The sequence below is a fragment of the Stenotrophomonas sp. genome (genome assembly GCF_031995405.1).
Taxonomy (GTDB): Bacteria; Pseudomonadota; Gammaproteobacteria; order Xanthomonadales; family Xanthomonadaceae; genus Stenotrophomonas.
This window is the reverse complement of sequence record NZ_DAMAGC010000007.1, coordinates 1-20,288: the sequence shown is the minus strand read 5'-3', so window position 1 is coordinate 20,288 and position 20,288 is coordinate 1. Positions and strand designations below refer to the sequence as shown.

The window sequence follows — 20,288 nt, the reverse complement described above, 5'->3', positions numbered from 1 at the left end:
GGCCTACTGGGCCGAGAATAGCCGCTTACCTGCAAGGCATCGCCCATGATCTATTTCCACGATATCGACCCCATCGCCATCTCGCTCGGGCCGATCAAGGTGCATTGGTACGGCATCATGTACCTGCTCGGCTTCACCGCGGCCTGGTGGCTGGGGCGCCGGCGGATCGCAGCCGGCAGGCTGCCGGGGGTGGACGCCAACGGGTTCTCCGACCTGCTGTTCTACGCCATGCTCGGCGTGGTGGTGGGCGGTCGCGTGGGCTACATGCTGTTCTACGCGCTGTCCGATTTCCTGCATAACCCGTTGCTGCTGTTCAAGGTGTGGGACGGCGGCATGAGTTTCCACGGCGGCCTGCTGGGCGTGCTGTTCGCCTCGTGGTACTGGTCGCGCAAGCACCGCCTGCACCTGTTCGATACCCTGGATTTCATGTCTCCGCTGGTGCCGCTGGGGCTCGGCTTTGGCCGCATCGGCAACTTCATCGGCGCCGAACTGTGGGGCAAGTACACCGACGGCACCTGGGGCGTGGTGTTTCCCAGTGGTCTGCCGGCGCCGCTGGCCCAGTTGGACATGACCATGCTGCGGGCGCAGTTCGCTACCGGTGCGCTCAACGAGTATGCCCGCCACCCCTCGCAGCTGTATGAAGCGCTGCTGGAAGGCCTGGTGATGTTCGTGGTGCTGTGGGCGGTGTCGGCCAAGCCGCGCCATCGCTACGTGATCTCCGGTCTGTTCGCGTTGATGTACGGCATCTTCCGCTTCGCGGTGGAGTTCGTGCGCATGCCCGACAACGGCGTCTACCTCGCCTTCGACTGGTTCACCCGCGGCCAGCTGCTGAGCCTGCCGCTGGTGGCCTTCGGGCTGGTGCTGCTGGTGCTGTCGCGCCGCGCACCGGTGCTGCAGCCGGTGCTGCCGGCCGCCGCCGGAGCCCGCGCATGAAGCCCTATCTGGACCTGCTCCAGCACGTGCTGGAGCACGGCACCGAGAAGTCCGACCGCACCGGCACCGGCACGCGCAGCGTGTTCGGCTGGCAGATGCGCTTCAACCTGGCCGACGGCTTTCCGCTGGTCACCACCAAGAAGCTGCACCTGCGCTCGATCATCCATGAGCTGCTGTGGTTCCTGAAGGGCGATACCAACATCGGCTACCTCAGCGACAACCAGGTGCGGATCTGGGACGAGTGGGCCGATGCCAACGGCGATCTCGGTCCCATCTACGGCAAGCAGTGGCGCAGCTGGGCCACCGCCGATGGCGGCAGCATCGACCAGATGCAGTGGCTGGTGGAGGAGATCAAGCGCAACCCCGATTCGCGGCGGCTGGTGGTCAGCGCCTGGAACGTCGGCGAGCTGTCGCAGATGGCCTTGATGCCCTGCCACAACCTGTTCCAGTTCTACGTGGTCGACGGCAAGCTCAGCTGCCAGCTGTACCAGCGCAGCGGCGACATCTTCCTCGGCGTGCCGTTCAACATCGCCAGCTACGCGTTGCTCACCCACATGGTGGCGCAGGCGACCGGGTTGGGCGTGGGCGACTTCGTGCACACGCTGGGCGATGCGCACCTGTACACCAATCATGTCGAGCAGGCCCGCGAGCAGTTGGCGCGTGCGCCGCGCGCGCTGCCCACGCTGTGGTTGAACCCGGCCGTGACCGACCTGTTCGGCTTCCAGTTCGAGGACATCCGCATCGACGGTTACGACCCGCATCCGGCGATCAAGGCGCCGGTGGCGGTATGAGCGGTCGCTGTCTTGCCGTGCCGCTGCTGGTGCTCGCCGGCATGCTGCCACACGCGGCGGCGCACGCCGCCGCGGCGGACACGCTGGACCTGGCAAAGCAGGTCAACGCGCAGATCGTGCACCGGCACATGCGCGAGGATTTCGACGCCTTCGCGAGGACATTCAGTGGCAGCACGATGATGCCCGACACGCTGCCCGCCGGTTGCCAGGCGCAGATGCGCGTGGCGGTCAGCGGGATGTACGCGGCAATGGTCCGGCACATGCAGGCCGGCATCGATGATCCGGTCTTCCAGCGTGACCTCGATACGCGTCTGGCTGCGGCCTATTCCCGCGACGAGCTGCAGGACTTCCTTGGCCGCAGCGCCACCACCTCGCTTGAATCGCTGTCGGCCGACGTGCTGTCGGCACCGGGCTTGAAGGAGGCGCAGGAGGCCCAGCAGCAGAAGATCATCGACAGCATGGATGAGCATTCGACCGCCAATCCGGATCTGGCCGCGGCAATGCAGGCGGTCGGCGCGGCGGACACCGCCTGCGAGCAGCTGCAGATGGACGCCGCCGAATGAAACTCTCGCTGATCGCCGCGCTCGACCGCGATCTTGGCATCGGCCATGACAACCAGTTGCCATGGCAGCTGCCGGACGACCTCAAGCGCTTCAAGGCGTTGACCCTCGGCAAGCCGATCCTGATGGGACGCAGGACGGCCGAATCGCTTGGCCGCGCGCTGCCCGGGCGGCCCAACCTGGTGCTGACCCGCAGCGGGCAGGTGCCGTTCGCGGGCATGCAGGCGGTGGCGTCGATCGACCAGGCACTGCAGTACGCCACCGAGGCCGGTGCGGACGAGCTGTGTGTGATCGGGGGGGGCGAGATCTACCGGCTGGCGATGGCGCAGGCGACCGATCTGCACCTGACCTGGGTGCAGACCACGGTGCCGGCCGATACGCACTTCCCGCCGGTGGATACGTCGGTGTGGACGGAGCTTGCGCGCGAGCACCACGCCGCCGATGCACGCCACGCCTTCGCGTTTGATTTCGTGGACTATCGGCGGCGCGACTGAGCGTCGCCGCCGCCGTTGGCGTCTTCCGCCGGTACCCCGCGCGGCCTGGTCAGGCCGGCGTGGGCGTGCTTCCACCGGTGTCGCCGGCAGGTTCCGGATTGCGGCGCTGCGGGTTGCGCGGGCCACGATCACGGCGCTGGCCCTGGCGCGGCGGCCGGCCAGTGTTCTGCTCGCCCTCGGCAGCCGGGCGGCGTGCCGGTGGACGCGGCGCGGAGACCGGCTTGGGCACGTCGCGGCCCGGCACCTGGACCACGCGCAGTTCCTCGGTATCCAACTGCAGCGCGGTGAGCTTGCCGCCCCACACCGCACCGGTGTCGATGGCGTGCACGCCCTGGGTGATGGTCAGGCCGAGGGCGGACCAATGCCCGCAGACGATCTTCAGGTCGCGCTCGGCGCGACCGGGCACTTCGAACCACGGATACAGGCCTTGTTCCTGCGTACCCGGGGTGCCCTTGTCCTCAATCCCGATCCGGCCACGCGGAGTGCAGTAACGCATGCGCGTGAACAGGTTGATGATCGCGCGCGAACGGTCGTAGCCGGCCAGGCCGGGCGACCAGCTCGGCTTGTCGCCGTACATGTTGCGGAACAGTTTGCGGTAGCCGCTGCCGTGCAGCTGGGCCTCCACTTCGCGGGCGTGCTTCTCGGCCAGCTGGGTGGTCCACTTCGGGGCGAGGCCGGCATGGATCATCATCCAGCCCAGCTCGCGGTCCACGTGCGCCAGTTTCTGCAGACGCAGCCAGTCCAGCAGCACGTCGCGGTCGTCGGCCTGCACGATGCGCAGCAGGTCCGGGTTGACCTTGCGCTGTTCTTCCTCGGTGCGCGCCCCGACGGCCAGCAATGACAGGTCGTGGTTGCCCAGCACGATGACGCTGCTGTCGCGCAGCGAATGCACCAGGCGCAGGGTTTCCAGCGACTGTCCGCCACGGTTGACCAGGTCGCCGCAGAACCAGAGTTTGTCGACCGCCGGGTCGAAATTGATCTTTTCCAGCAACCGCTGGGTAACGTCGTAGCAGCCCTGCAGGTCGCCGATGGCCCAGACACTCATGCGCGCGCCTCCATCAGTGCAGTGTGCGCGGAACGGTCAACACGAACGGCGCGATCGCGGCGGCGAACTCGGTGCCATCGTCTGCCACCATGTCGTAATGCCCCTGCATCGTGCCGTGTTCAGTCTCCAGCATGACACCGGAGGTGTAACGGAAGTCTTCACCCGGGCGCAGCCGCGGCTGCTCGCCGATGACGCCCTCGCCATCGACAAGCTCGGTGCGGCCGTTGGCGTCGGTGATGCGCCAGTGGCGCGCCACCAGGCGCGCGGCGACGCGCCCCTGGTTGTGGATGCGGATGGTGTAGGCGAACGCGTAGCGGCCGTCCTCCGGCGTGGACTGGTCGTCGAGGAAACGCGGGGCGACCTCGACCGAGATCGCGTAATTGGCAGCGTCGTTCATGCAGGCAGTTTAGTGAAAGTTGTGCACGTTGAGGTGAGCGCAGCACAGGCTGGCTGCGCGCCCCGGCATGGAATTCAAGCAGTTGTACGGGGTACGACCGGTCAAGGTCGCGCGGCGCTGCGTGGCTTACTTCGCCGCGTCGTCGTCGCTGCAGGGCACGTTGGCCAGCGCGATGAACTGGGCCACGTCCAGCTGCTCGGCGCGCGCATCGCTGCGCACCCCGGCCGCCTCGAACTGCTCGGGCGTGCACACGCCATTCAACGCATTGCGCAGGGTCTTGCGGCGCTGCCCGAAGGCGGCCCGCACCACGTCGGCGAAACGCTTGCGGTCGAGGATGCCGACCGTGGCCGGATCGCGCGGAACCAGCCGCACCACGGCCGAATCCACTTTCGGCGGCGGCCGGAACGCGCCCGGCGGCACCACGAACAGCGCGGTCACCTTGCAGAACGCCTGCAGCATCACGCTGAGCCGGCCGTAGACCTTGCTGCCGGGATCGGCGGCCATGCGGTCGACCACTTCCTTCTGCAGCATGAAGTGCATGTCGGTGATCACTGCCGCATGGTCGAGCGCATGGAACAGGATCGGCGAGGAGATGTTGTAGGGCAGGTTGCCGACCAGGCGGATCTGGCCGCCATCGGCGACCTCGGTGAAGTTCACCTGCAGCACGTCGCGGTGGATGATGGTCATCTCACCCAGCGGCGCGGCGGCGGCGGCCAGCGGACCGACCAGGTCGCGATCGAACTCGATCACGGTCAGGCGCGGGTGGCGACGCAGCAGCGGCAGGGTGATGGCGCCCTGGCCCGGGCCGATCTCGACCAGGCGGTCGTCGCCCTTCGGGTTGACCGCCATCACGATCCGGTCGATATAGGTGCGGTCGGCCAGGAAGTGCTGGCCGAGCTGCTTTTTGGCCGGTCCGGTGAACCCGGCGGCAGAAGAGGAATACGGTGAAGTCATGGCACCAGTGTACGTTGCCGCGCCAGCCGGGCACACAGGCCGGTGGCAGCGAAGAGGCTGGAAGGGTCGGCAATGCCACGGCCTGCCAGGTCCAGCGCGGTGCCGTGGTCGACCGCGACCCGCGGGTAGGGCAGGCCCAGGGTGATGTTGACCGCCTGTTCGAAGCCGCTGTATTTGAGCACCGGCAGGCCCTGGTCGTGATACATGGCCAATACCGCATCGAAACCGGCCAGCTTGGACGGCAGGAAGGCGGTATCGGCCGGCAGCGGACCGATCAGGTCCATGCCCGTGGCGCGCAGGCGCTGCAGCAGCGGGATGACCAGGTCGAGCTCTTCACGGCCCAGGTGGCCGTCTTCGCCCGCATGGGGGTTGAGCCCCAGCACGGCGATACGCGGTGCCGCGATGCCGAAGTCGCGCCGCATCGCCGTATGCACGGTGTGCAAGGTGCGGGCCAGCCCCTCGGCGGTGATCGCATCGGCAACGGCACGCAGCGGGAGGTGGGTGGTGGCCAGGGCCACTCGCACGATGTCGTTGGCCAGCATCATCACCACCTCCACCCCGGCCTGGTCGGCCAGCAGTTCGGTGGTGCCGCTGTAGGCGATGCCGCCCTGGTTGATCACGGCCTTGTGCACCGGGCCGGTCACCACCCCGTGCAGCGCGCCGGACAGGCAGGCCTGGCCGGCGTCCAGCAGCGCGCCGATCACCGCACCGGCATTGGCCGGGTCGGCCTCACCGAAGCGGGACGGCACCGCATTGCGGGTCTCGCGCAACGGCAGATCGCCCGGCTGGCGGGCGATGGCGTCTTCAGGCAGGAGCTGCAGCGGCAGCGACAGCGCGGCAGCGGCCGCGCGCAGGGTATCCGGGTCTGCGAAGGCCAGCAGCCGGCAATCGGTGCGCGGCTGCTGGATCAGTCGAAGGCAGAGTTCCGGACCGATCCCGGCGGGCTCGCCCGGTACCAGAGCGAGCTGCGGGATCATCGGCCAGGCCTCAGGACTTCGGCGGGGTAGCCGGCGCGGCAGGCGTGGTGCTGTCGGCGCCGGTGCGCAGGTTCACGTAGGCTTCGCCGCGCAGTTCCTGCAGGAAGCGGTTGTACTCTTCTTCCAGCTTGCGACGGCCAATGGTTTCGCGGATCTGCGCACGCTGGTTGTCGGTGGTGGCGTCGGTCTGGCGCGTGGCAACGCGCTGCACGATGTGCCAGCCGGCATCGGTGCGGAACGGCTGGCTGACGCCGCCGTCGGCCACGCCGGAGACCTGCTTGCCGAATTCCGGACCGAACGCGTCGGCCGGGAACCAGCCCAGATCGCCGCCCTGGCCCTTGCTGTTGGTGTCCTCGGAGGATTCCTTGGCCACGTCCTGGAAGTCCGCGCCGCCGGCGATGCGCGCACGCAGGGTGTCGATCTTGGCCTTGGCCGCCGCGTTGTCCTGCTGGTCGGTCACGCGCACCAGGATGTGGCGACCGTGGTATTCGGTCATGGTCTGGCCGCCCGCGGCAGCGCTGGCATCACGCACTTCCACCAGCTTGAGCAGCTGGAAGCCGCTTGGGCCGCGGATCGGGCCGACCACGTCGCCGGCCTTCATCTGGGTCATCATCTGCGCGAACGCATTGGGGATTTCATCCAGCGAACGCCAGCCCAGGTCGCCGCCTTCCAGCGCGTTGGGGCTGTCGGAATAGCGCACCGCAGCGGCGTTGAAGTCCAGCTCGTTCTTGTCCAGCAGTGCCTTGACGCCATCGGCCTTCTTCTGGCCGGTGCTGATCTGATCGGCGGTGGCGCCTTCCGGCAGGGCGATCAGGATGTGCGCCAGGTGGTACTGGGTGCCCACGGTGGCCTGCTGCTTCAGCGCGGCGTCCACTTCACCCTCGCTGACGCTGATGCGGCTCTGCGCGAAACTCTGGCGCAGGCGCTGCACGGTGATTTCGTCGCGGACCGAGGCGCGGAAGTCGTTGAAGTCGATGCCGTCATGGGCCAGACGCTGGCGCAGGGCGTCCAGGTTGGACCCGTTCTGCTGGGCGATCGCGTTCAGAGCCTGGTTGAGCTCCTGGTCGCTGACCTTGATCCCGCTGCTTTCGGCACGCGCCACCTGCAGCTTGACCAGCACCAGGCGCTCGAGCACCTGGCGGCTGAGCACGTCTTCCGGCGGCAGCTGGTTCTCGCGCCCGGCGTACTGCGCCTTGATGTTCTGGATCGCGCGGTCCAGTTCGCTCTGCAACACCACGTCTTCATCGACGATGGCGGCAATGCGATCCAGCGGCTGGCTCTGCTGGGCCAGCACCTGCAGCGGTGCGGAGACGGTCGAGACCGCCAGCAGGGAAGCGAGTAGAACGGGAAGGGTCTTGGTCATGGGATCAGGTTCGGATCATAGTCGTCACGGTCCGCCCCGGTATTGCTGGGCGGCACGAGATACAGGTCGTCTCGGTAGTACCCGAGAATAGCACGGCGCAAGGTACGGTCCGTGTCCTGGCCGATGGAGCTCAGGCCCTTGAGCACGAACTCGATCTGGAAGGAATTGTTGAGCTCGCCCTCGCGGTTGCGCACGTAGCGGCGGGCAATCGCGCGGACGGCCAGGCAGCAGCTGTCCCATTGCACGCCACCGATGATTTCCAGCGGCTTCCTGTCTTCGATGGAGTAGTAGTAGCGCCCCACCAGGCTCCAGCGCGGGCTGAGCGGATACAGGAAGGACAGGTCGGCCTGCTTGAGCAGGTCGGTGCCATCGGGGTTGAGGCGGTGGCGATAGGAGATGTTGACGATGCCGTCGTTGGACATCAGGTAGCGCGCACGCACGCTGGCCAGGTCCTCACGCTTGTACTTGGGATCCCACTGGTAGGTGGCGCCCAGGTTCCAGCGGTCGTTGATGGCGTAATTGGCATCGGCGATCCACGCCGACTTGCCCTGTTCCACCGGCGACTGCGAGTTGTTGATGGTCACCCGCGAGTCGTCGAAGTACAGGATCTGGCCGATGCTGCCCGAGAAACGCTCCTTGCCGGTGGTCTGGTCGATGAAGCGGGTGCTCATCGCCATGGTCAGCTGGTTGGCATCGTTCTGCCGATCGGCGCCGGTGTAGCGCGAATCGCGGAACAGCTGGCCCCAGCTGAAGGTGAAGTCGCGGGTGTCGAAGATCGGCAGGTCGCTCTGGTCGCGGTAGGGCGTGCGCAGGTAGAACAGGCGCGGCTCCAGCGTGTGCAGGAACGACTTGCCGCCGATGGTGGTTTCGCGGTCGAAGAACATGCCCGCGTCCAGACTGACGATCGGCAGGCTGCGGGTGGGCGAGGTGTCGCCACGCAGCTGTTCCGGGGTCGGGTTGGTGATCCCGGCGGCGTTCAGGTTCTGCAGGCGGACCTGGTCGGCCAGCCCGCGGTCCAGCTGGTAGGCGGTGTAGCGATAGGCCAGGGTCGGGGTCACGTACCAGGCCGCGCCACTGAAGGGCATGGACACATACGGTTTGATGTCCAGGCGCGAGCCGCCGAACATCTCGGTGCTGGTCCCGTCGCGCACGTACTCACCCTCGGCATCAAGGATCTTGCCGTTGATGTCCTTGTGGGTGAAGCGCACGGCCTCGGCATACACGCCGGTTTCCAGCCACGGCAGCAGCGGCTTGTCCCAGGTGAAGAATGCGCGCGGCTGGCGCGCGTAGGGCAGCGCGGCCTCGGTCAGGGTGTAATCGGTCAGCTGCCAGTAGTCGGCCATTAGGCCGCCGGTCCAGTTTTCACCGGTACCGTAGATGCCGATCTGGCTCTGCAGGTTGGACGCGGTCACCCCGAGCAGGCGGTTGGCGAAGTCTTCGGTGTAGCGCTCGTCGCTGACCCAGGCCAGGTTGGCACGGGCCTGCCAGTTGGCGTTGATGTTGTGGTAACCGCCGAACTGGAACTGGCCGCGGTCGCGGTCGCGCAGTTTGTCGTTGGGCAGGTAGCTGGTCTGCAGCTCGCCACGGCCACCTTCGTACAGGTAGCGGAACTCGTTGCTCAGCATCAGGCCGCGCTTGCTCATGTAGCGCGGGGTCAACGTGTCGTCGTAGTTCGGCGCCAGGTTGAAATAGATCGGCTGGGCATAGTCGAAGCCGTTGCGCCCGGACAGGCCCAGCTGCGGGTACAGCAGGCCGGTCTGGCGACGGTCATCGATCGGGAACTTGAAGTACGGCGCCCACAGCACCGGCACCTTGCCGATCCGCAGTACCGCGTTGCGCGCGGTGCCGAAGCCTTCGTCGTTGTCCACTTCGATCTGCGGCGCCGACAGCTTCCACACCGGCTGCGACGGGTCGCAGGTGGTGTAGGTGGAGCGGTGCATCTGCCCCACCGCGCCCTGCAGGTCGACCGAATCGGCCACGCCGTTGCCGCGCCGCGAGACCAGCTGGTACTTGATGTCGCTGATCTTGTGGGTGTCCGCTTCCTGGTTGCCCTCGGCACGCTTGGCCACCATCCGGATCGAGGAGTCCTGGTAGCGGACGTTGCCCTCGGCGATGTAGTTGCCGCTTTCGGTGTCGAAGCTCAGGTGGTCGGTACCCAGGAACTGGTCGCCGCGCTTGAGCGCGACGTTGCCCTGGTATTGCGGGACCGTGGTGGTGCCGAACAGCTGGTCCCCCTCGATGTCGGTGTCCTGCTGGTCGCGGGTGGCGGCAGCAGCCTTGTCGGCTTTGGGGGCATCGTCGAACACCGGCAGGACATCGGTGGCTGGACACAGGCCCCAGTTCACCGGTTTGTCGTCGGCCAGGGCCGGCAGGCAGATGGCGATGCTCAGGGGGAGAGGCAGCAGGCGGAGGGCTCGGCGCACGCGGTAGTCGGATTCGGGCGAAAACGGATCGTAGCTTGCCCCATCCCTTGCATAGGGGCAATGAAGGCTTTGCCCGGCCGGGGGTTCAGGTTCATGCGCGGGGGCCGCCCGCGCAGGCACTCAGCGCAGTTGGCCGACGTGGGCCACACTGCACTCGGCCAAGGCCAGCAGGTCGTAACCGCCCTCCAGCATCGACACCACGCGGCCGCCGCCATGGCGGCGCGCCAGGCTGCGCAGCTCGGCGGTGATCCAGGCGAAATCATCGGTCTCCAGCATCAGGTCGGCCTGTGGATCGCGCAGATGGGCATCGAAGCCGGCCGAGATCAGCAGCAGCTGCGGGCGGAAATCATCGATCGCCGGCAGCATCTCGTCGGCCCAGGTATTGCGGAAGCGGAAGCCGCCGCTGCCCGGGGGCAGCAGGATGTTCATCAGGTTGCCGGCGCCGCGGTCGCGACGCAGGCCCGAGTTCGGGAACAGCCCGGCCTGGTGGGTGCTGTAGTAGGCCACCCCGGGGTCGGCGATGAAGATGTCCTGGGTGCCATTGCCGTGGTGCACGTCGAAATCGACGATGGCGATGCGCTCCAGCCCGTAGCGGTCGCGCGCGTAGGCCGCGGCCACGGCGATGTTGTTGAACAGACAGAAGCCCATCGCGGTACTGGCGGTGGCGTGGTGGCCGGGCGGACGCACCGCGCAGAAGGCGACCGGGTCATCGCCGAGCATCACCGCATCCACGGCGGCCACGCCGGCACCGGCGGCATGCAGGGCGGCGCTGGCCGAGCCGGGCGAGGTCAGGGTGTCCATGTCGATCAGCCGCAGCGGTTCGGACTGCGGCTTGAGGACCAGGTCGATCAGCTCGCTGTCATGTACCCGGGCCAGCTCGCCGAGCTTGGCGGCCGGTGCTTCTCGCCAGTCGAGCTGGTCGGGAAAGGCCGCACGCAGCGCATCGAGCACCACCTGCAGGCGCTGCGGGCATTCGGGGTGGCCGCGGCCGGGGTCGTGTTGCAGACAGGCAGGATGGGTAAAGACCAGCATGCGGGCAGGGGTTCCGTTCGGGCGCCAGGGCGCTCAGGCGTGGCGGCGTTCGTGCCGCCACAGCACTTCGCCGTGGCCATCGGCACGGGCCAGCACGCGGGCCAGCACGAACAGCAGGTCCGAGAGCCGGTTGAGGTAACCGATGGCCTCGGCGCGGACCGGCGCCAGCCGCGCCAGCGTCACCGTGTCGCGCTCGGCGCGGCGGACGATGGTGCGGGCCAGGTGGCAGCGCGCGGCGGCCTCGCCACCGGCGGGCAGGATGAATTCCTTCAAGACCGGCAGGTCGGCGTTGTACTGGTCCAGCTGCGCCTCCAGCGCGTCGATGTCGGCGGCCTGGATGGCGGCGTGCCCGGGAATGCACAGCTCGCCGCCCAGGTCGAACAGCTGGTGCTGCACCGTGGTGAGCAGCGCCCGCACGTCGTCGGGCAGGTTGACCGCCAGCAGCACCCCCAGCGCCGAATTGGCCTCGTCGACCGTGCCGTAGGCATTGACCCGCGCGTCGTCCTTGGACACCCGGCTGCCATCGCCGAGCCCGGTGCTGCCGTCATCGCCGGTGCGGGTATAGATGCGCGAAAGCCGGTTGCCCATCGCGACGGCGGCTCAGTGCAGCACGTCGTGGCGGGCCTGCAGCAGCTTGCCGACCTGCTCGGTGGCTACCTGCAGCGCAGCGGCCAGGCCGACGTAGATCGCGGCGGTACGCAGGTACGGCACGAACCAGTCGGCGTAGTTCTGCAGCCAGCCGGCCAGCGTCGGGTTGGCGACCATGTCGCTGCTCCAGTAGAAACCGCCCTGCGCGAACAGGTGGCATACCGCCACCGCGCCCACCAGCAGCAGCGCCGCCTTGCCCAGCGTGCTCCAGCGCGCCCCGTGGTAGCCCTGCCGCAGCAGCATGCCGCCGGCCCACATCGAGAAGTACGCCGGCAGCAGCATCCAGGTGCCGGGCGATACGCAGTAATGCTGCAGGTACTGCTGACCGCTGCTGCGGATCACCAGTACGTCGATCACGATCGCCAGCGCCATCAGCAGCGGGAACGCCCAGCGGGTCCAGCTGCGCAGGTAGAAGCCGCCGACGAAGAACACCGCCCAGGACGCATCCGGGATCGCCGCGAAATGGTTGACCCGGGTCGCGGCCATCAGCAGCACGAGCACGGACAGGACGAAGGCGCGGTGGGCAGTGGTGGTCATGGCAGACACGGGAAGGGGTTCAGCGTTCATTCTAGCGCCTGCTGCGGCATGCCGCCGCACGCGCCTACAACGGTCGACCGCTTATCATGGGCGCCATGAGTGAACGACATGATGTAGTGATCGTGGGCGGCGGGCTGGTCGGGGCCAGCCTGGCCATTGCGCTGGACCGCGCCGGGCGCGACGTCGGGCTGGTGGAAGCCACCCCGGCAGGGACGCTGCCGGCGGTGTTCGACCAGCGCAACCTCAGCTTTGCCGCAGCCACGGTCAACGCCTTGACCGCCTTGGGCGTGATGCAGCTGCTGGGATCGGCCACCGGGGCGATCACCCGCATCCATGTCAGCCGTGCCGGAGATTTCGGCCGCGTGCAGATGGACGCGGCCCAGTACCAGCGGCCGTGGTTTGGCCAGGTGGTGGTGGCGCGCGATTTCGGCGCGGCGCTGGAAACCCGGCTGCAGTCGCTGGCCCATCTCACCCGCTACCGTCCGGCGCGCTTCGTGCGCCTGGGCGGCACCGTCGACGGCCATCGTGAGGTGTTCATCGCCGATGACAGTGGTGAGCGCCGTCTGCTGGCGCGGCTGGTGGTGGGCGCCGATGGGACCCGCAGCGGCGTGCGCGAGGCGCTCGGCATCGGCGTGGACGAGCACGATTTCGAGCAGACCCTGTTCGTCTCGCGGGTGCGCAGTGCACGTGCGCCGGACGGCACCGCCTACGAGCGCTTCACCAACACCGGCCCCACCGCGCTGCTGCCGCGTGGCGACCGCCACTACGGCGCCGTGCATGGCGTGGCCCGCGAGGCGGCCGACGCGGTCATGGCGCTGGGCGAGGCGGCGTGGCTGCAGCGCCTGCAGGAGGCGATCGGCTGGCGTGCCGGGCGGCTGCTGGAGAGCGGACCGCGCAGTGCCTACCCGTTGATCCAGGTGCTGGCCCAGGCGCTGGTCGGCGAACGCGCGGTGCTGCTCGGCAACGCTGCGCAGACCATCCATCCGCTCGGTGCACAAGGCTTCAATCTGGGCCTGCGCGATGCGCTGACCCTGGCCGAACTGGTCGCCGAGGCCGACGATGCGGGCAGCGATGCACTGCTGCAGGCGCATGTGGCCCGCCGCGAGGAAGACCGTCAGCAGACCATCGCCTTCTCCGGTGGACTGGCCCGGTTGACCAGCAATCCGGCGCCGCTGATGCGCCCGCTGCGCAGCCTGGGGCTGCTGGCGGCACAGGCCACGCCGATGCAGTCGATGCTGGTCGGCGGTGCGATGGGCTTCCGTGGACAGGTGCCGGCGCTGTGCCGCGGGGCGGGCGCATGAGCCGGCGCGCGCGCGATGTGATCGTGGTCGGTGGCGGCGTGGTCGGTGCGGCCTGCGCGCTGGCACTGGCCGAGGCCGGGCTGGAGGTGACCCTGGTGGAAGGGCGGGAGCCCGCCTCGTGGCAGCCGCAACAACCGGACCTGCGCGTGTATGCCTTCGCCCCGGACAACGCGCAGCTGCTCACCGCGCTCGGCGTGTGGCCGGCGGTCACCGCCGCGCGTGCCTGCGCCTACCGGCGCATGCGCGTGTGGGATGCCGCCGGTGGCGATGAGCTGCGCTTCGATGCCGACAGCCTGGGGCGCGAACAACTCGGCTGGATCGTCGAGAACGATCTGCTGGTGGATCGGTTGTGGGCGGCGCTGTCCACCGCCGGTGTGCAACTGTGCTACCCGGCGCGGGTAGACGCGCTGGAACAGGACGCCGACGGCGTGCGCCTGCGGCTGGAGGATGGACGCCGGCTGGAGGCCTCGCTGGCGATCGCCGCCGACGGTGCCGAATCCACGCTGCGCCGACTGGCCGGTCTGGAGGTCACGCGCCAGGACTACGGCCAGCGCGGCGTGGTCGCCTATGTGGACAGCGAGAAGGACAATGAAGCCACGGCATGGCAGCGCTTCCTGGTGACCGGGCCCCTGGCGGTGCTGCCGATCGGCGCGCGTCGCAGCTCGATCGTGTGGACCCTGCCCGACGCCGAGGCCGAGCGCGTGCTGGCGCTGGACGAGGCGGCCTTCGGGCGCGAGCTGACCAACGCCTTTGCCGGGCGACTGGGCGCAATGACGCTGGCGTCCCCGCGCGCGGCGTTTCCGCTGCGTCGTCAGCTGGCCACCGGGTATGTGGCCGGTCGCGTGCTGGCGCTGGGCGATGCCGCGCACGTGGTGCATCCGCTGGCCGGGCAGGGCGTCAATCTGGGCCTGCGCGATGTCGCGGCCCTGCAGGCGATGGTGCTGGCCGCGCAGCGGCGCCGCCAGGACTGGATGTCGCCGCACCGGTTGCAGCGCTGGGCGCGCGAACGGCGCAGCGAGAATACGGTCGCCGCCTACAGTTTCGATGCGATCAACACGGTGTTCTCCAACGATGAGATACACCTGACCCTGGCACGCGGTCGCGCGCTGGGCTGTGCCGGCAAGCTGCCGCCGCTGGTGTCCATGTTCTGGAAGCGCGCGGCCGGGTTGTAGCGCCGGGCGCTGCCCGGCGGCATCAATCCACCAGCCAACCGGCCAGGTCGGCGCGATCCAGCTTGCCGCGCCGCTTCACGTCCAGCGCGCTGAACTCATCGGCCAGTGCCGGGTTGGCCTGGGCCTCGGCACGACTGATGAAGCCGTCGCCGTCCACGTCCAGCGTACTGAACGCGAACCGGTATTGCCCGACCACGCTCACCGGCTGCACCGAACGCACCGTCACCTGCGCTTCGCCCGCGGCGGCGGGCAGGGTCACCTGTTCGGTGACGCGTCCTTCCGACAGCGACTGGGTGCGTACGCTCGCCGGGACCTCGCGGAGCGGTTCGCTGATTGCCGGCGAGGGTGTGTGCACCTGCGCCCCGCCCAACACCGGTAGCAGGGACAGCAGCAGGACCGGGGCAGGGCGACGTCGCATGGACACTCCGTTGTTGGCGTGGGGGATAGCGCCGGGCCATGCCCGGCTGGCCGCGCAACGCGCGGCAATGATCGAAGCATGGCCGAGCATGGCCCGGCGCTACCGGTGCTGCGCGCGGGTCAGCGCAGCGGCGAGGCCAGCACCGTGATCTCTTCGCGATCGTGGTACAGCTGCTTGGCACGCACCACCAGCGGCTTGCCGGCCTGTTCCTGGAACAGGTCCAGGCACAGGCGGGTTTCGTCCCAGCGCTTTTTCATCGGCAGCTTGAGGTTGAAGATCGCATGCTTGCACCAGCCCTCGCGGAACCAGGTGGCCATGCGCTCGGCGACCCGGCGCGGCTGTTCGACCATGTCGCAGACCATCCAGTCCAGCGGCGTTTCCGGCTGCCAATGGAAGCCATCGGCGCGCAGGTGCTCGACCAGCCCGGTTTCCAGCACGTGCTCGCGCAGCGGGCCGTTGTCCACGCTGATCACCTTGACGTGCTGGCGGGTCAATACCCAGGTCCAGCCGCCGGGCGCGGCGCCCAGGTCGGCCGCGCGCATGCCCGGCTTGACCAGCAGCTCGCGCTCTTCCGGGGTCATCAGGGTGAGCAGGGCCTCGTCCAGCTTCAGCGCCGAGCGCGACGGCGCATCGGGCAACAGCTTCAGGCGCGGAATGCCCAGCGCCCACGGCGCGCTGTCGCGGGTGTCGGCCACGCACACGAAGGCATGGCGACCGTCGACGAACACGATGTGCAGGCGCGGCAGCCCGGTGTTGGGCTTGTCGGTAAGCAGGCCGGCCTTGCGCAGCGCCGGGCGCAGCGCGTTGCCGAAGGCGCGGGCCAGGCCGGCCAGCGGTTTGCCTTCATCCGAATCGGGGTGCTCCACCCACATGTCGCCGAAACGCTGCTGGCCCTGCAGCGCCGCGATGATCGGCGTGATGCGGTCGGCGGCATCCAGTTGCGGCAGCTCGGCCAGCACCACCATCTTCTGCCGGGCGAAGATCAGCGAACGCCACGGCAATGCCTTGGACAGCGCCGCGCCTTCGTCGGTGGCAAACAGCACATAGCCGTCGTTGCGCTGGGTGCGCGCGTAGCCGGCGATACCGGCATAAGCGGCGCGCTCGGACAGCTCGCCCGCCAGTTCCGGCTCGAAACCCTGCCGGCACAGACACAGCAGGCCGGTCATACCATCGCGCCCGAAGCGCGGCGATCAGTAATGCGCACCGTTGGTTTCTCCATACTGGCGCAGTACCGCGCGCGCGGCGTCGCGCTCGATGTCGCGCACGACCTCGATGCCACGCGTGTTGAGTTCGCCGACCCAGTCCGCCGGCAGCGGGCCTTCGTCGAACGGGGTCAGTTCTTCCACGTCCTGCGCGCTGGCACCGATCAACAGCCGGTCGATGCCGGCCCAGACGGTGGCGCCGTAGCACTGGCAGCACGGCTGCGACGAGGTGGCCAGGGTGATCGGGCTCAGCACGGCGTTCAGTCGCGGGGTCTGCAGGCGCTGCTGGGCCAGCATGTAGGCCATGTTTTCGGCATGCGCCAGCGAGGTGTTGTGCGGCACCACGCGGTTGACGCCGGCGGCGATGACGCGGTCGTCCGGGCCGAACACCACCGCGCCGAACGGACCGCCGGTCTGCGCCTCGACATTCAGGCGCGACAGCTCGATGGCCAGCGCGACCTTGGCGGCGTCACCGGGATAGGCACGGCCCAGGTCGATCTGGTCGTGGATCCAGGCGGGCAGGGTGAGATGGACTTGCGCGTACAGCATCGGGACGTGGGCCTCTTCAAAGGTGGAGCAGCGGCAGTGTATCGGGCCGCGCGTGGGGATGCCGTGCCCGCGCTGAACGCGGCCACGCGCGTGCCGGCGCGGGGGATGCGCCGGTCGCAGTCGTTCTGGAGCGGCATCCCTGCGATCACAGGGATGCCCGTGCAGCATGCATTGGCCGGTGCCAGGCACCGGCCGGACGGTCTCAGGCCGACCAGGTATCGCGCAGGGTCACGCTGCGGTTGAACACCGGCGCGGCGGCGGTATGGTCGCGGCGGTCGGCGACAAAGTAGCCGGTACGCTCGAACTGCAACGACTGCTCCGGCGCGGCGCTGGCCGCGGCCGGCTCGACATAGCCGGTGACGGTGCGGCGCGATTCGGGATTGAGGTAATCGCGGTAGGTCTTGCCCTCGGACTCGTCGTCCGGGTTGGGCACCGAGAACAGGCGGTCGTAGAGGCGGATCTCGGCGGGCACCGCGTGCACTGCGCTGACCCAGTGGATGGTGCCCTTGACCTTGCGGTTGGCCCCTTCCATGCCCGGGCGCGAGTCCGGATCCAGCCAGCCGCGCAGCTCGGTGATGGTGCCGTCGGCATCCTTGATCACTTCATCGCAGCGGATGATGCCGGCGCCGCGCAGGCGTACTTCGCCGCCCGGGACCAGGCGCTTCCAGCCCTTCGGCGGCACCTCGGCGAAATCTTCGCGCTCGATCCACAGGTCACGTGCGAACGGCACCTCGCGGGTACCGAAGGCTTCGTCCTTGGGATGGTTGGAGAAGGTCAGGGTTTCTTCGTGGCCGTCGGGCAGGTTGGTCAGCACCAGCTTGACCGGATCGATGACCGCCATGCGACGCGCCGCGGCGCTGTCCAGGTCTTCGCGCAGCGCGCCTTCGAGCACGCTGAAATCGATCAGCGAGTTCTGCTTGCTGATCCCCACGCGCTCGGCGAACAGGCGCATCGCCGCCGGGGTGTAGCCGCGGCGACGCAGGCCCTGCAGGGTCGGCATGCGCGGGTCTTCCCAGCCGTCCACCAGCTGTTCGGTGACCAGCGCCATCAGCTTGCGCTTGCTCATCACCGTGTAGTTGATGTTCAACCGCGAGAACTCGATCTGGCGCGGCTTGGCCGCTTCACGCGGCAGGCCGCGATCGACCAGCGGCTGGGTCAGCGCGTCGTTGCGGGCGAAATCGACGTTGTCCACGCACCAGTCGTACAGCGGGCGATGGTCCTCGAACTCCAGCGTGCACAGCGAGTGGGTGATGCCTTCGATGGAATCGCCCAGCGCATGCGCGAAGTCGTACATCGGGTAGATCGGCCACGCATTGCCGGTGTTCTGGTGCTCGACGTGCTTGATCCGGTACAGGGCCGGGTCGCGCAGGTTGATGTTGCCGCTGGCCATGTCGATCTTCGCGCGCACGGTGCGCGCACCGTCCGGGAATTCGCCGGCGCGCATGCGCGCGAACAGGTCCAGGTTCTCTTCGACGCTGCGCTCGCGGTACGGCGACGGGCGGCCCGGCTCGGTCAGGGTGCCGCGATAGGCGCGCACTTCCTCGGCCGACAGGTCGCACACGTAGGCCTTGCCATCGGTGATCAGCTTCTGCGCGGCCAGATAATAGGCATCGAAGTAATCCGAGGCGTGGCGCAGCTCGTTCCATTCAAAGCCCAGCCAGCGCACGTCGTCCTGGATGGCGGCGACATACTCGGGGTCTTCCTTGGCCGGGTTGGTGTCGTCGAAACGCAGGTTGCACACGCCGCCGAACTCGCCGGCGATGCCGAAGTTCAGGCAGATCGACTTGGCGTGGCCGATGTGCAGGTAGCCGTTGGGCTCGGGCGGGAAGCGCGTCTTGATCGCGGCATGCTTGCCAGCGGCCAGGTCCTCGCGAACGATCTGACGGATGAAGTCCCGTTTTTCCTGGGTTTCCGGAAGGGCGTCGGTGGGGGCGGCAGTAGGCTCGGACATGATGCGCGGTCGCAGTCTGAAAGGCAGAAAGACCCACAGTTTAGCCTGTCGGGGACGCGCCATCGCATTCGCGCTTTCGCCCCACGCGTTGCTGCGCACATCGCGGGTCCCTTTCACCGTCTCCCAGACCCGCGCGCCTACGGCGCCGCCCCCTGACTCAGGGGGGCTTTCCCCCAGACCCGTCCGGGTAGTGCCGGCCGCTGGCCGGCTCCCCGTACCGCCGGCGATGTGCAGAGCCTGCCAGCGGCCGGCATTACCGGTTGTCTGGCGGGTCATGGGGAGTCGGCCAGCGGTCGGCGCCCCTTCGGCGCCCCGGGGGTATGCTGGGCGGACGCCTTTCGGAGCCCACCCATGCACGTGATCTACCAGGCCGACAACCTGTTCGATGCCCATCTGGTGAAACACGCGCTGGAGGATGCCGGCATCCCGGCGTTCGTGTTCGGCGAGTCGCTGCTGGGCGGCATGGGCGAACTGCCGCTGTTCGGAGTGCTGCGGGTCTGCGTGCCCGACCTCGCCCGTCCCGAGGCGGAAGACATCGTCGCCCGCCTCGACTTGGGCGGCGGCGGGGACGACCCCATAGTGGAGGGTGACGAAAGCGCCGGCCCGTTGCCGGCCTAGGAGAACGCCATGTTGGGCATTGCCAAGGGCTTGTTGGGGATCGGCGCGTTCAAACAGCGCCTGCCGCGTCCGGACGAGGCCCTGCCGGGCCGCGAGCATCCGCTGCCGCTGCACAACCAGCATTACGTCAACAGCCACCCGCTCAAGGACGGCTTCGCCGGCCTGCAGCGCATCCGCTTCGCGATGGGCTGCTTCTGGGGTGCCGAGCGCATGTTCTGGACCCTCCCGGGCGTGTACACCACCTCCGTCGGCTACGCCGGCGGCATCACCCCGAACCCCACCTACGAGGAAGTCTGCTCGGGCCTGACCGGGCATACCGAGATCGTCGAGGTGGTGTTCGACCCGGCGGTCATCTCCCTGGACAAACTCCTGCAGGTGTTCTGGGAAAACCACGACCCCACCCAGGGCATGCGCCAGGGCAACGACACCGGCACCCAGTACCGCTCGGCCATCCACGCCACCAGCCAGGCCCAACGCGACGCCGCCCTCGCCAGCCGCGACGCCTACCAGCAGCGCCTGACCGCCGCCGGCCACGGCACCATCACCACCGACATCGAATTCCCGGCCCCCGAGTACTACTACGCCGAGGATTACCACCAGCAGTACCTGGCCAAGAACCCCAACGGCTACTGCGGCATCGGCGGCACCGGCGTCAGCTGCCCGATCGGCGTGGATGCCTGAACCCCCGGGTGGGGTAGCGCCGAGCCACGCTCGGCTGCCTCCCCACCCACGCACCGCCTGCGCCGACACATCGGCCGGGCTGGCGCCCGGCCAGCCGAGCATGGCTCGGCTCTACCCACTTCCCACCCGCAAGGCCGTCTACCCGGATGCACGGGCGGCCGATCTCGCGCCGCTGGGCCGTTTACCCGCATCGGCGGCACCGGCGTCAGCTGCCCGATCGGCGTGGATGCCTGAACCCCCGG

At 68.5% G+C, this 20,288-nt stretch carries 20 protein-coding genes and 1 pseudogene; 8 read left to right on the top strand and 13 right to left on the bottom strand.

Translation table 11 applies throughout. From position 1 onward, the window contains the following. The first annotated feature begins 45 nt into the window (after positions 1-45). The 4 genes from lgt to RTO53_RS02200 are packed head-to-tail and all read left to right on the top strand — an operon-like array spanning position 46 to position 2,778. Entirely contained in the window at positions 46-933 is an 888-nt protein-coding gene (gene lgt, locus RTO53_RS02215) for a prolipoprotein diacylglyceryl transferase (RefSeq protein WP_312236257.1), read from the top strand. Continuing rightward, on the top strand, positions 930-1,724 hold the full coding sequence (locus RTO53_RS02210; protein WP_312236256.1) for a thymidylate synthase: 795 nt from the start codon (positions 930-932) through the stop codon (positions 1,722-1,724). The genes lgt and RTO53_RS02210 overlap by 4 nt, the downstream gene beginning before the upstream one ends. Beyond that, positions 1,721-2,287, top strand: coding sequence for a hypothetical protein (locus RTO53_RS02205; RefSeq protein WP_312236255.1), 567 nt, complete (start codon positions 1,721-1,723; stop codon positions 2,285-2,287). The genes RTO53_RS02210 and RTO53_RS02205 overlap by 4 nt, the downstream gene beginning before the upstream one ends. Next, positions 2,284-2,778, top strand: a complete 495-nt coding sequence (locus RTO53_RS02200; RefSeq protein WP_312236254.1) for a dihydrofolate reductase — start codon at positions 2,284-2,286, stop codon at positions 2,776-2,778. Before RTO53_RS02205 ends, RTO53_RS02200 begins: the two co-directional genes overlap by 4 nt. 49 nt (positions 2,779-2,827) lie before the next feature. On the opposite strand, the gene RTO53_RS02195 is transcribed toward RTO53_RS02200, so the two are convergent. From RTO53_RS02195 to RTO53_RS02155, 9 genes and pseudogenes are all read right to left on the bottom strand, one after another. Continuing rightward, positions 2,828-3,823, bottom strand: a complete 996-nt coding sequence (locus RTO53_RS02195; RefSeq protein ID WP_312236253.1) for a symmetrical bis(5'-nucleosyl)-tetraphosphatase — start codon at positions 3,821-3,823, stop codon at positions 2,828-2,830. 13 nt (positions 3,824-3,836) lie between these two features. Continuing rightward, entirely contained in the window at positions 3,837-4,220 is a 384-nt protein-coding gene (apaG, locus tag RTO53_RS02190; RefSeq protein WP_312236252.1) for a Co2+/Mg2+ efflux protein ApaG, read from the bottom strand. Positions 4,221-4,346: 126 nt separating this feature from the next. After that, positions 4,347-5,174, bottom strand: coding sequence for a 16S rRNA (adenine(1518)-N(6)/adenine(1519)-N(6))-dimethyltransferase RsmA (gene rsmA / locus RTO53_RS02185; RefSeq protein WP_312236251.1), 828 nt, complete (start codon positions 5,172-5,174; stop codon positions 4,347-4,349). Continuing rightward, positions 5,171-6,151, bottom strand: coding sequence for a 4-hydroxythreonine-4-phosphate dehydrogenase PdxA (pdxA, locus tag RTO53_RS02180; RefSeq protein ID WP_312236250.1), 981 nt, complete (start codon positions 6,149-6,151; stop codon positions 5,171-5,173). Before pdxA ends, rsmA begins: the two co-directional genes overlap by 4 nt. A gap of 58 nt (positions 6,152-6,209) precedes the next feature. Next, positions 6,210-7,514: pseudogene (locus RTO53_RS02175) on the bottom strand (peptidylprolyl isomerase); the annotation flags it as partial. Then, complete coding sequence (lptD, locus tag RTO53_RS02170) at positions 7,511-9,937, bottom strand: LPS-assembly protein LptD (RefSeq protein ID WP_312236249.1); 2,427 nt, start codon at positions 9,935-9,937, stop codon at positions 7,511-7,513. The pseudogene RTO53_RS02175 and the gene lptD, both read right to left, overlap by 4 nt. Before the next feature lie 120 nt (positions 9,938-10,057). After that, on the bottom strand, positions 10,058-10,969 hold the full coding sequence (locus RTO53_RS02165; protein ID WP_312236248.1) for a histone deacetylase family protein: 912 nt from the start codon (positions 10,967-10,969) through the stop codon (positions 10,058-10,060). 33 nt (positions 10,970-11,002) lie between these two features. Further along, positions 11,003-11,557, bottom strand: coding sequence for a cob(I)yrinic acid a,c-diamide adenosyltransferase (locus tag RTO53_RS02160; RefSeq protein WP_312236247.1), 555 nt, complete (start codon positions 11,555-11,557; stop codon positions 11,003-11,005). Positions 11,558-11,569: 12 nt separating this feature from the next. Continuing rightward, positions 11,570-12,154 carry a hypothetical protein gene (locus RTO53_RS02155; RefSeq protein WP_312236246.1) on the bottom strand — a complete coding sequence of 195 codons (585 nt, stop codon included), beginning with the start codon at positions 12,152-12,154 and terminating at the stop codon, positions 11,570-11,572. 95 nt (positions 12,155-12,249) lie between these two features. Here RTO53_RS02155 and ubiH point away from each other — a divergent pair, with 95 nt between their 5' ends. Together ubiH and RTO53_RS02145 are read left to right on the top strand one after the other, a co-directional pair. Next, positions 12,250-13,455, top strand: a complete 1,206-nt coding sequence (gene ubiH / locus RTO53_RS02150) for a 2-octaprenyl-6-methoxyphenyl hydroxylase (protein WP_312236245.1) — start codon at positions 12,250-12,252, stop codon at positions 13,453-13,455. After that, complete coding sequence (locus RTO53_RS02145) at positions 13,452-14,627, top strand: UbiH/UbiF family hydroxylase (protein ID WP_312236244.1); 1,176 nt, start codon at positions 13,452-13,454, stop codon at positions 14,625-14,627. The genes ubiH and RTO53_RS02145 overlap by 4 nt, the downstream gene beginning before the upstream one ends. 22 nt (positions 14,628-14,649) lie before the next feature. On the opposite strand, the gene RTO53_RS02140 is transcribed toward RTO53_RS02145, so the two are convergent. The 4 genes from RTO53_RS02140 to RTO53_RS02125 form a co-directional block, all read right to left on the bottom strand. Beyond that, positions 14,650-15,045, bottom strand: coding sequence for an EF-hand domain-containing protein (locus tag RTO53_RS02140; RefSeq protein ID WP_312236243.1), 396 nt, complete (start codon positions 15,043-15,045; stop codon positions 14,650-14,652). 119 nt (positions 15,046-15,164) lie between these two features. Further along, on the bottom strand, positions 15,165-16,211 hold the full coding sequence (gene rlmM / locus RTO53_RS02135) for a 23S rRNA (cytidine(2498)-2'-O)-methyltransferase RlmM (protein ID WP_312236242.1): 1,047 nt from the start codon (positions 16,209-16,211) through the stop codon (positions 15,165-15,167). Positions 16,212-16,235: 24 nt separating this feature from the next. Continuing rightward, positions 16,236-16,796 carry a nucleoside deaminase gene (locus tag RTO53_RS02130; RefSeq protein WP_312236241.1) on the bottom strand — a complete coding sequence of 187 codons (561 nt, stop codon included), beginning with the start codon at positions 16,794-16,796 and terminating at the stop codon, positions 16,236-16,238. Between the two features lie 202 nt (positions 16,797-16,998). Further along, positions 16,999-18,747 (bottom strand): glutamine--tRNA ligase/YqeY domain fusion protein, encoded by a 1,749-nt coding sequence (locus tag RTO53_RS02125; RefSeq protein ID WP_312236240.1) that lies wholly within the window; start codon positions 18,745-18,747, stop codon positions 16,999-17,001. Between the two features lie 351 nt (positions 18,748-19,098). On the opposite strand from RTO53_RS02125, the gene RTO53_RS02120 reads away from it, so the two are divergent. Both RTO53_RS02120 and msrA read left to right on the top strand, forming a co-directional pair. Beyond that, positions 19,099-19,365, top strand: coding sequence for a DUF2007 domain-containing protein (locus RTO53_RS02120; RefSeq protein ID WP_312236239.1), 267 nt, complete (start codon positions 19,099-19,101; stop codon positions 19,363-19,365). A 30-nt stretch (positions 19,366-19,395) separates the two neighbouring features. After that, positions 19,396-20,046, top strand: coding sequence for a peptide-methionine (S)-S-oxide reductase MsrA (msrA, locus tag RTO53_RS02115; protein WP_312236286.1), 651 nt, complete (start codon positions 19,396-19,398; stop codon positions 20,044-20,046). Positions 20,047-20,288 lie beyond the last annotated feature (242 nt).

Coding starts and splice junctions, on each gene's coding strand:
- lgt (WP_312236257.1), top strand. CDS start 46: ATGATCTATTTCCACGATATCGACCCCATCGCCATCTCGCTCGGGCCG.
- RTO53_RS02210 (WP_312236256.1), top strand. CDS start 930: ATGAAGCCCTATCTGGACCTGCTCCAGCACGTGCTGGAGCACGGCACC.
- RTO53_RS02205 (WP_312236255.1), top strand. CDS start 1,721: ATGAGCGGTCGCTGTCTTGCCGTGCCGCTGCTGGTGCTCGCCGGCATG.
- RTO53_RS02200 (WP_312236254.1), top strand. CDS start 2,284: ATGAAACTCTCGCTGATCGCCGCGCTCGACCGCGATCTTGGCATCGGC.
- RTO53_RS02195 (WP_312236253.1), bottom strand. CDS start 3,823: ATGAGTGTCTGGGCCATCGGCGACCTGCAGGGCTGCTACGACGTTACC.
- apaG (WP_312236252.1), bottom strand. CDS start 4,220: ATGAACGACGCTGCCAATTACGCGATCTCGGTCGAGGTCGCCCCGCGT.
- rsmA (WP_312236251.1), bottom strand. CDS start 5,174: ATGACTTCACCGTATTCCTCTTCTGCCGCCGGGTTCACCGGACCGGCC.
- pdxA (WP_312236250.1), bottom strand. CDS start 6,151: ATGATCCCGCAGCTCGCTCTGGTACCGGGCGAGCCCGCCGGGATCGGT.
- RTO53_RS02165 (WP_312236248.1), bottom strand. CDS start 10,969: ATGCTGGTCTTTACCCATCCTGCCTGTCTGCAACACGACCCCGGCCGC.
- RTO53_RS02160 (WP_312236247.1), bottom strand. CDS start 11,557: ATGGGCAACCGGCTTTCGCGCATCTATACCCGCACCGGCGATGACGGC.
- RTO53_RS02155 (WP_312236246.1), bottom strand. CDS start 12,154: ATGACCACCACTGCCCACCGCGCCTTCGTCCTGTCCGTGCTCGTGCTG.
- ubiH (WP_312236245.1), top strand. CDS start 12,250: ATGAGTGAACGACATGATGTAGTGATCGTGGGCGGCGGGCTGGTCGGG.
- RTO53_RS02145 (WP_312236244.1), top strand. CDS start 13,452: ATGAGCCGGCGCGCGCGCGATGTGATCGTGGTCGGTGGCGGCGTGGTC.
- RTO53_RS02140 (WP_312236243.1), bottom strand. CDS start 15,045: ATGCGACGTCGCCCTGCCCCGGTCCTGCTGCTGTCCCTGCTACCGGTG.
- rlmM (WP_312236242.1), bottom strand. CDS start 16,211: ATGACCGGCCTGCTGTGTCTGTGCCGGCAGGGTTTCGAGCCGGAACTG.
- RTO53_RS02130 (WP_312236241.1), bottom strand. CDS start 16,796: ATGCTGTACGCGCAAGTCCATCTCACCCTGCCCGCCTGGATCCACGAC.
- RTO53_RS02125 (WP_312236240.1), bottom strand. CDS start 18,747: ATGTCCGAGCCTACTGCCGCCCCCACCGACGCCCTTCCGGAAACCCAG.
- RTO53_RS02120 (WP_312236239.1), top strand. CDS start 19,099: ATGCACGTGATCTACCAGGCCGACAACCTGTTCGATGCCCATCTGGTG.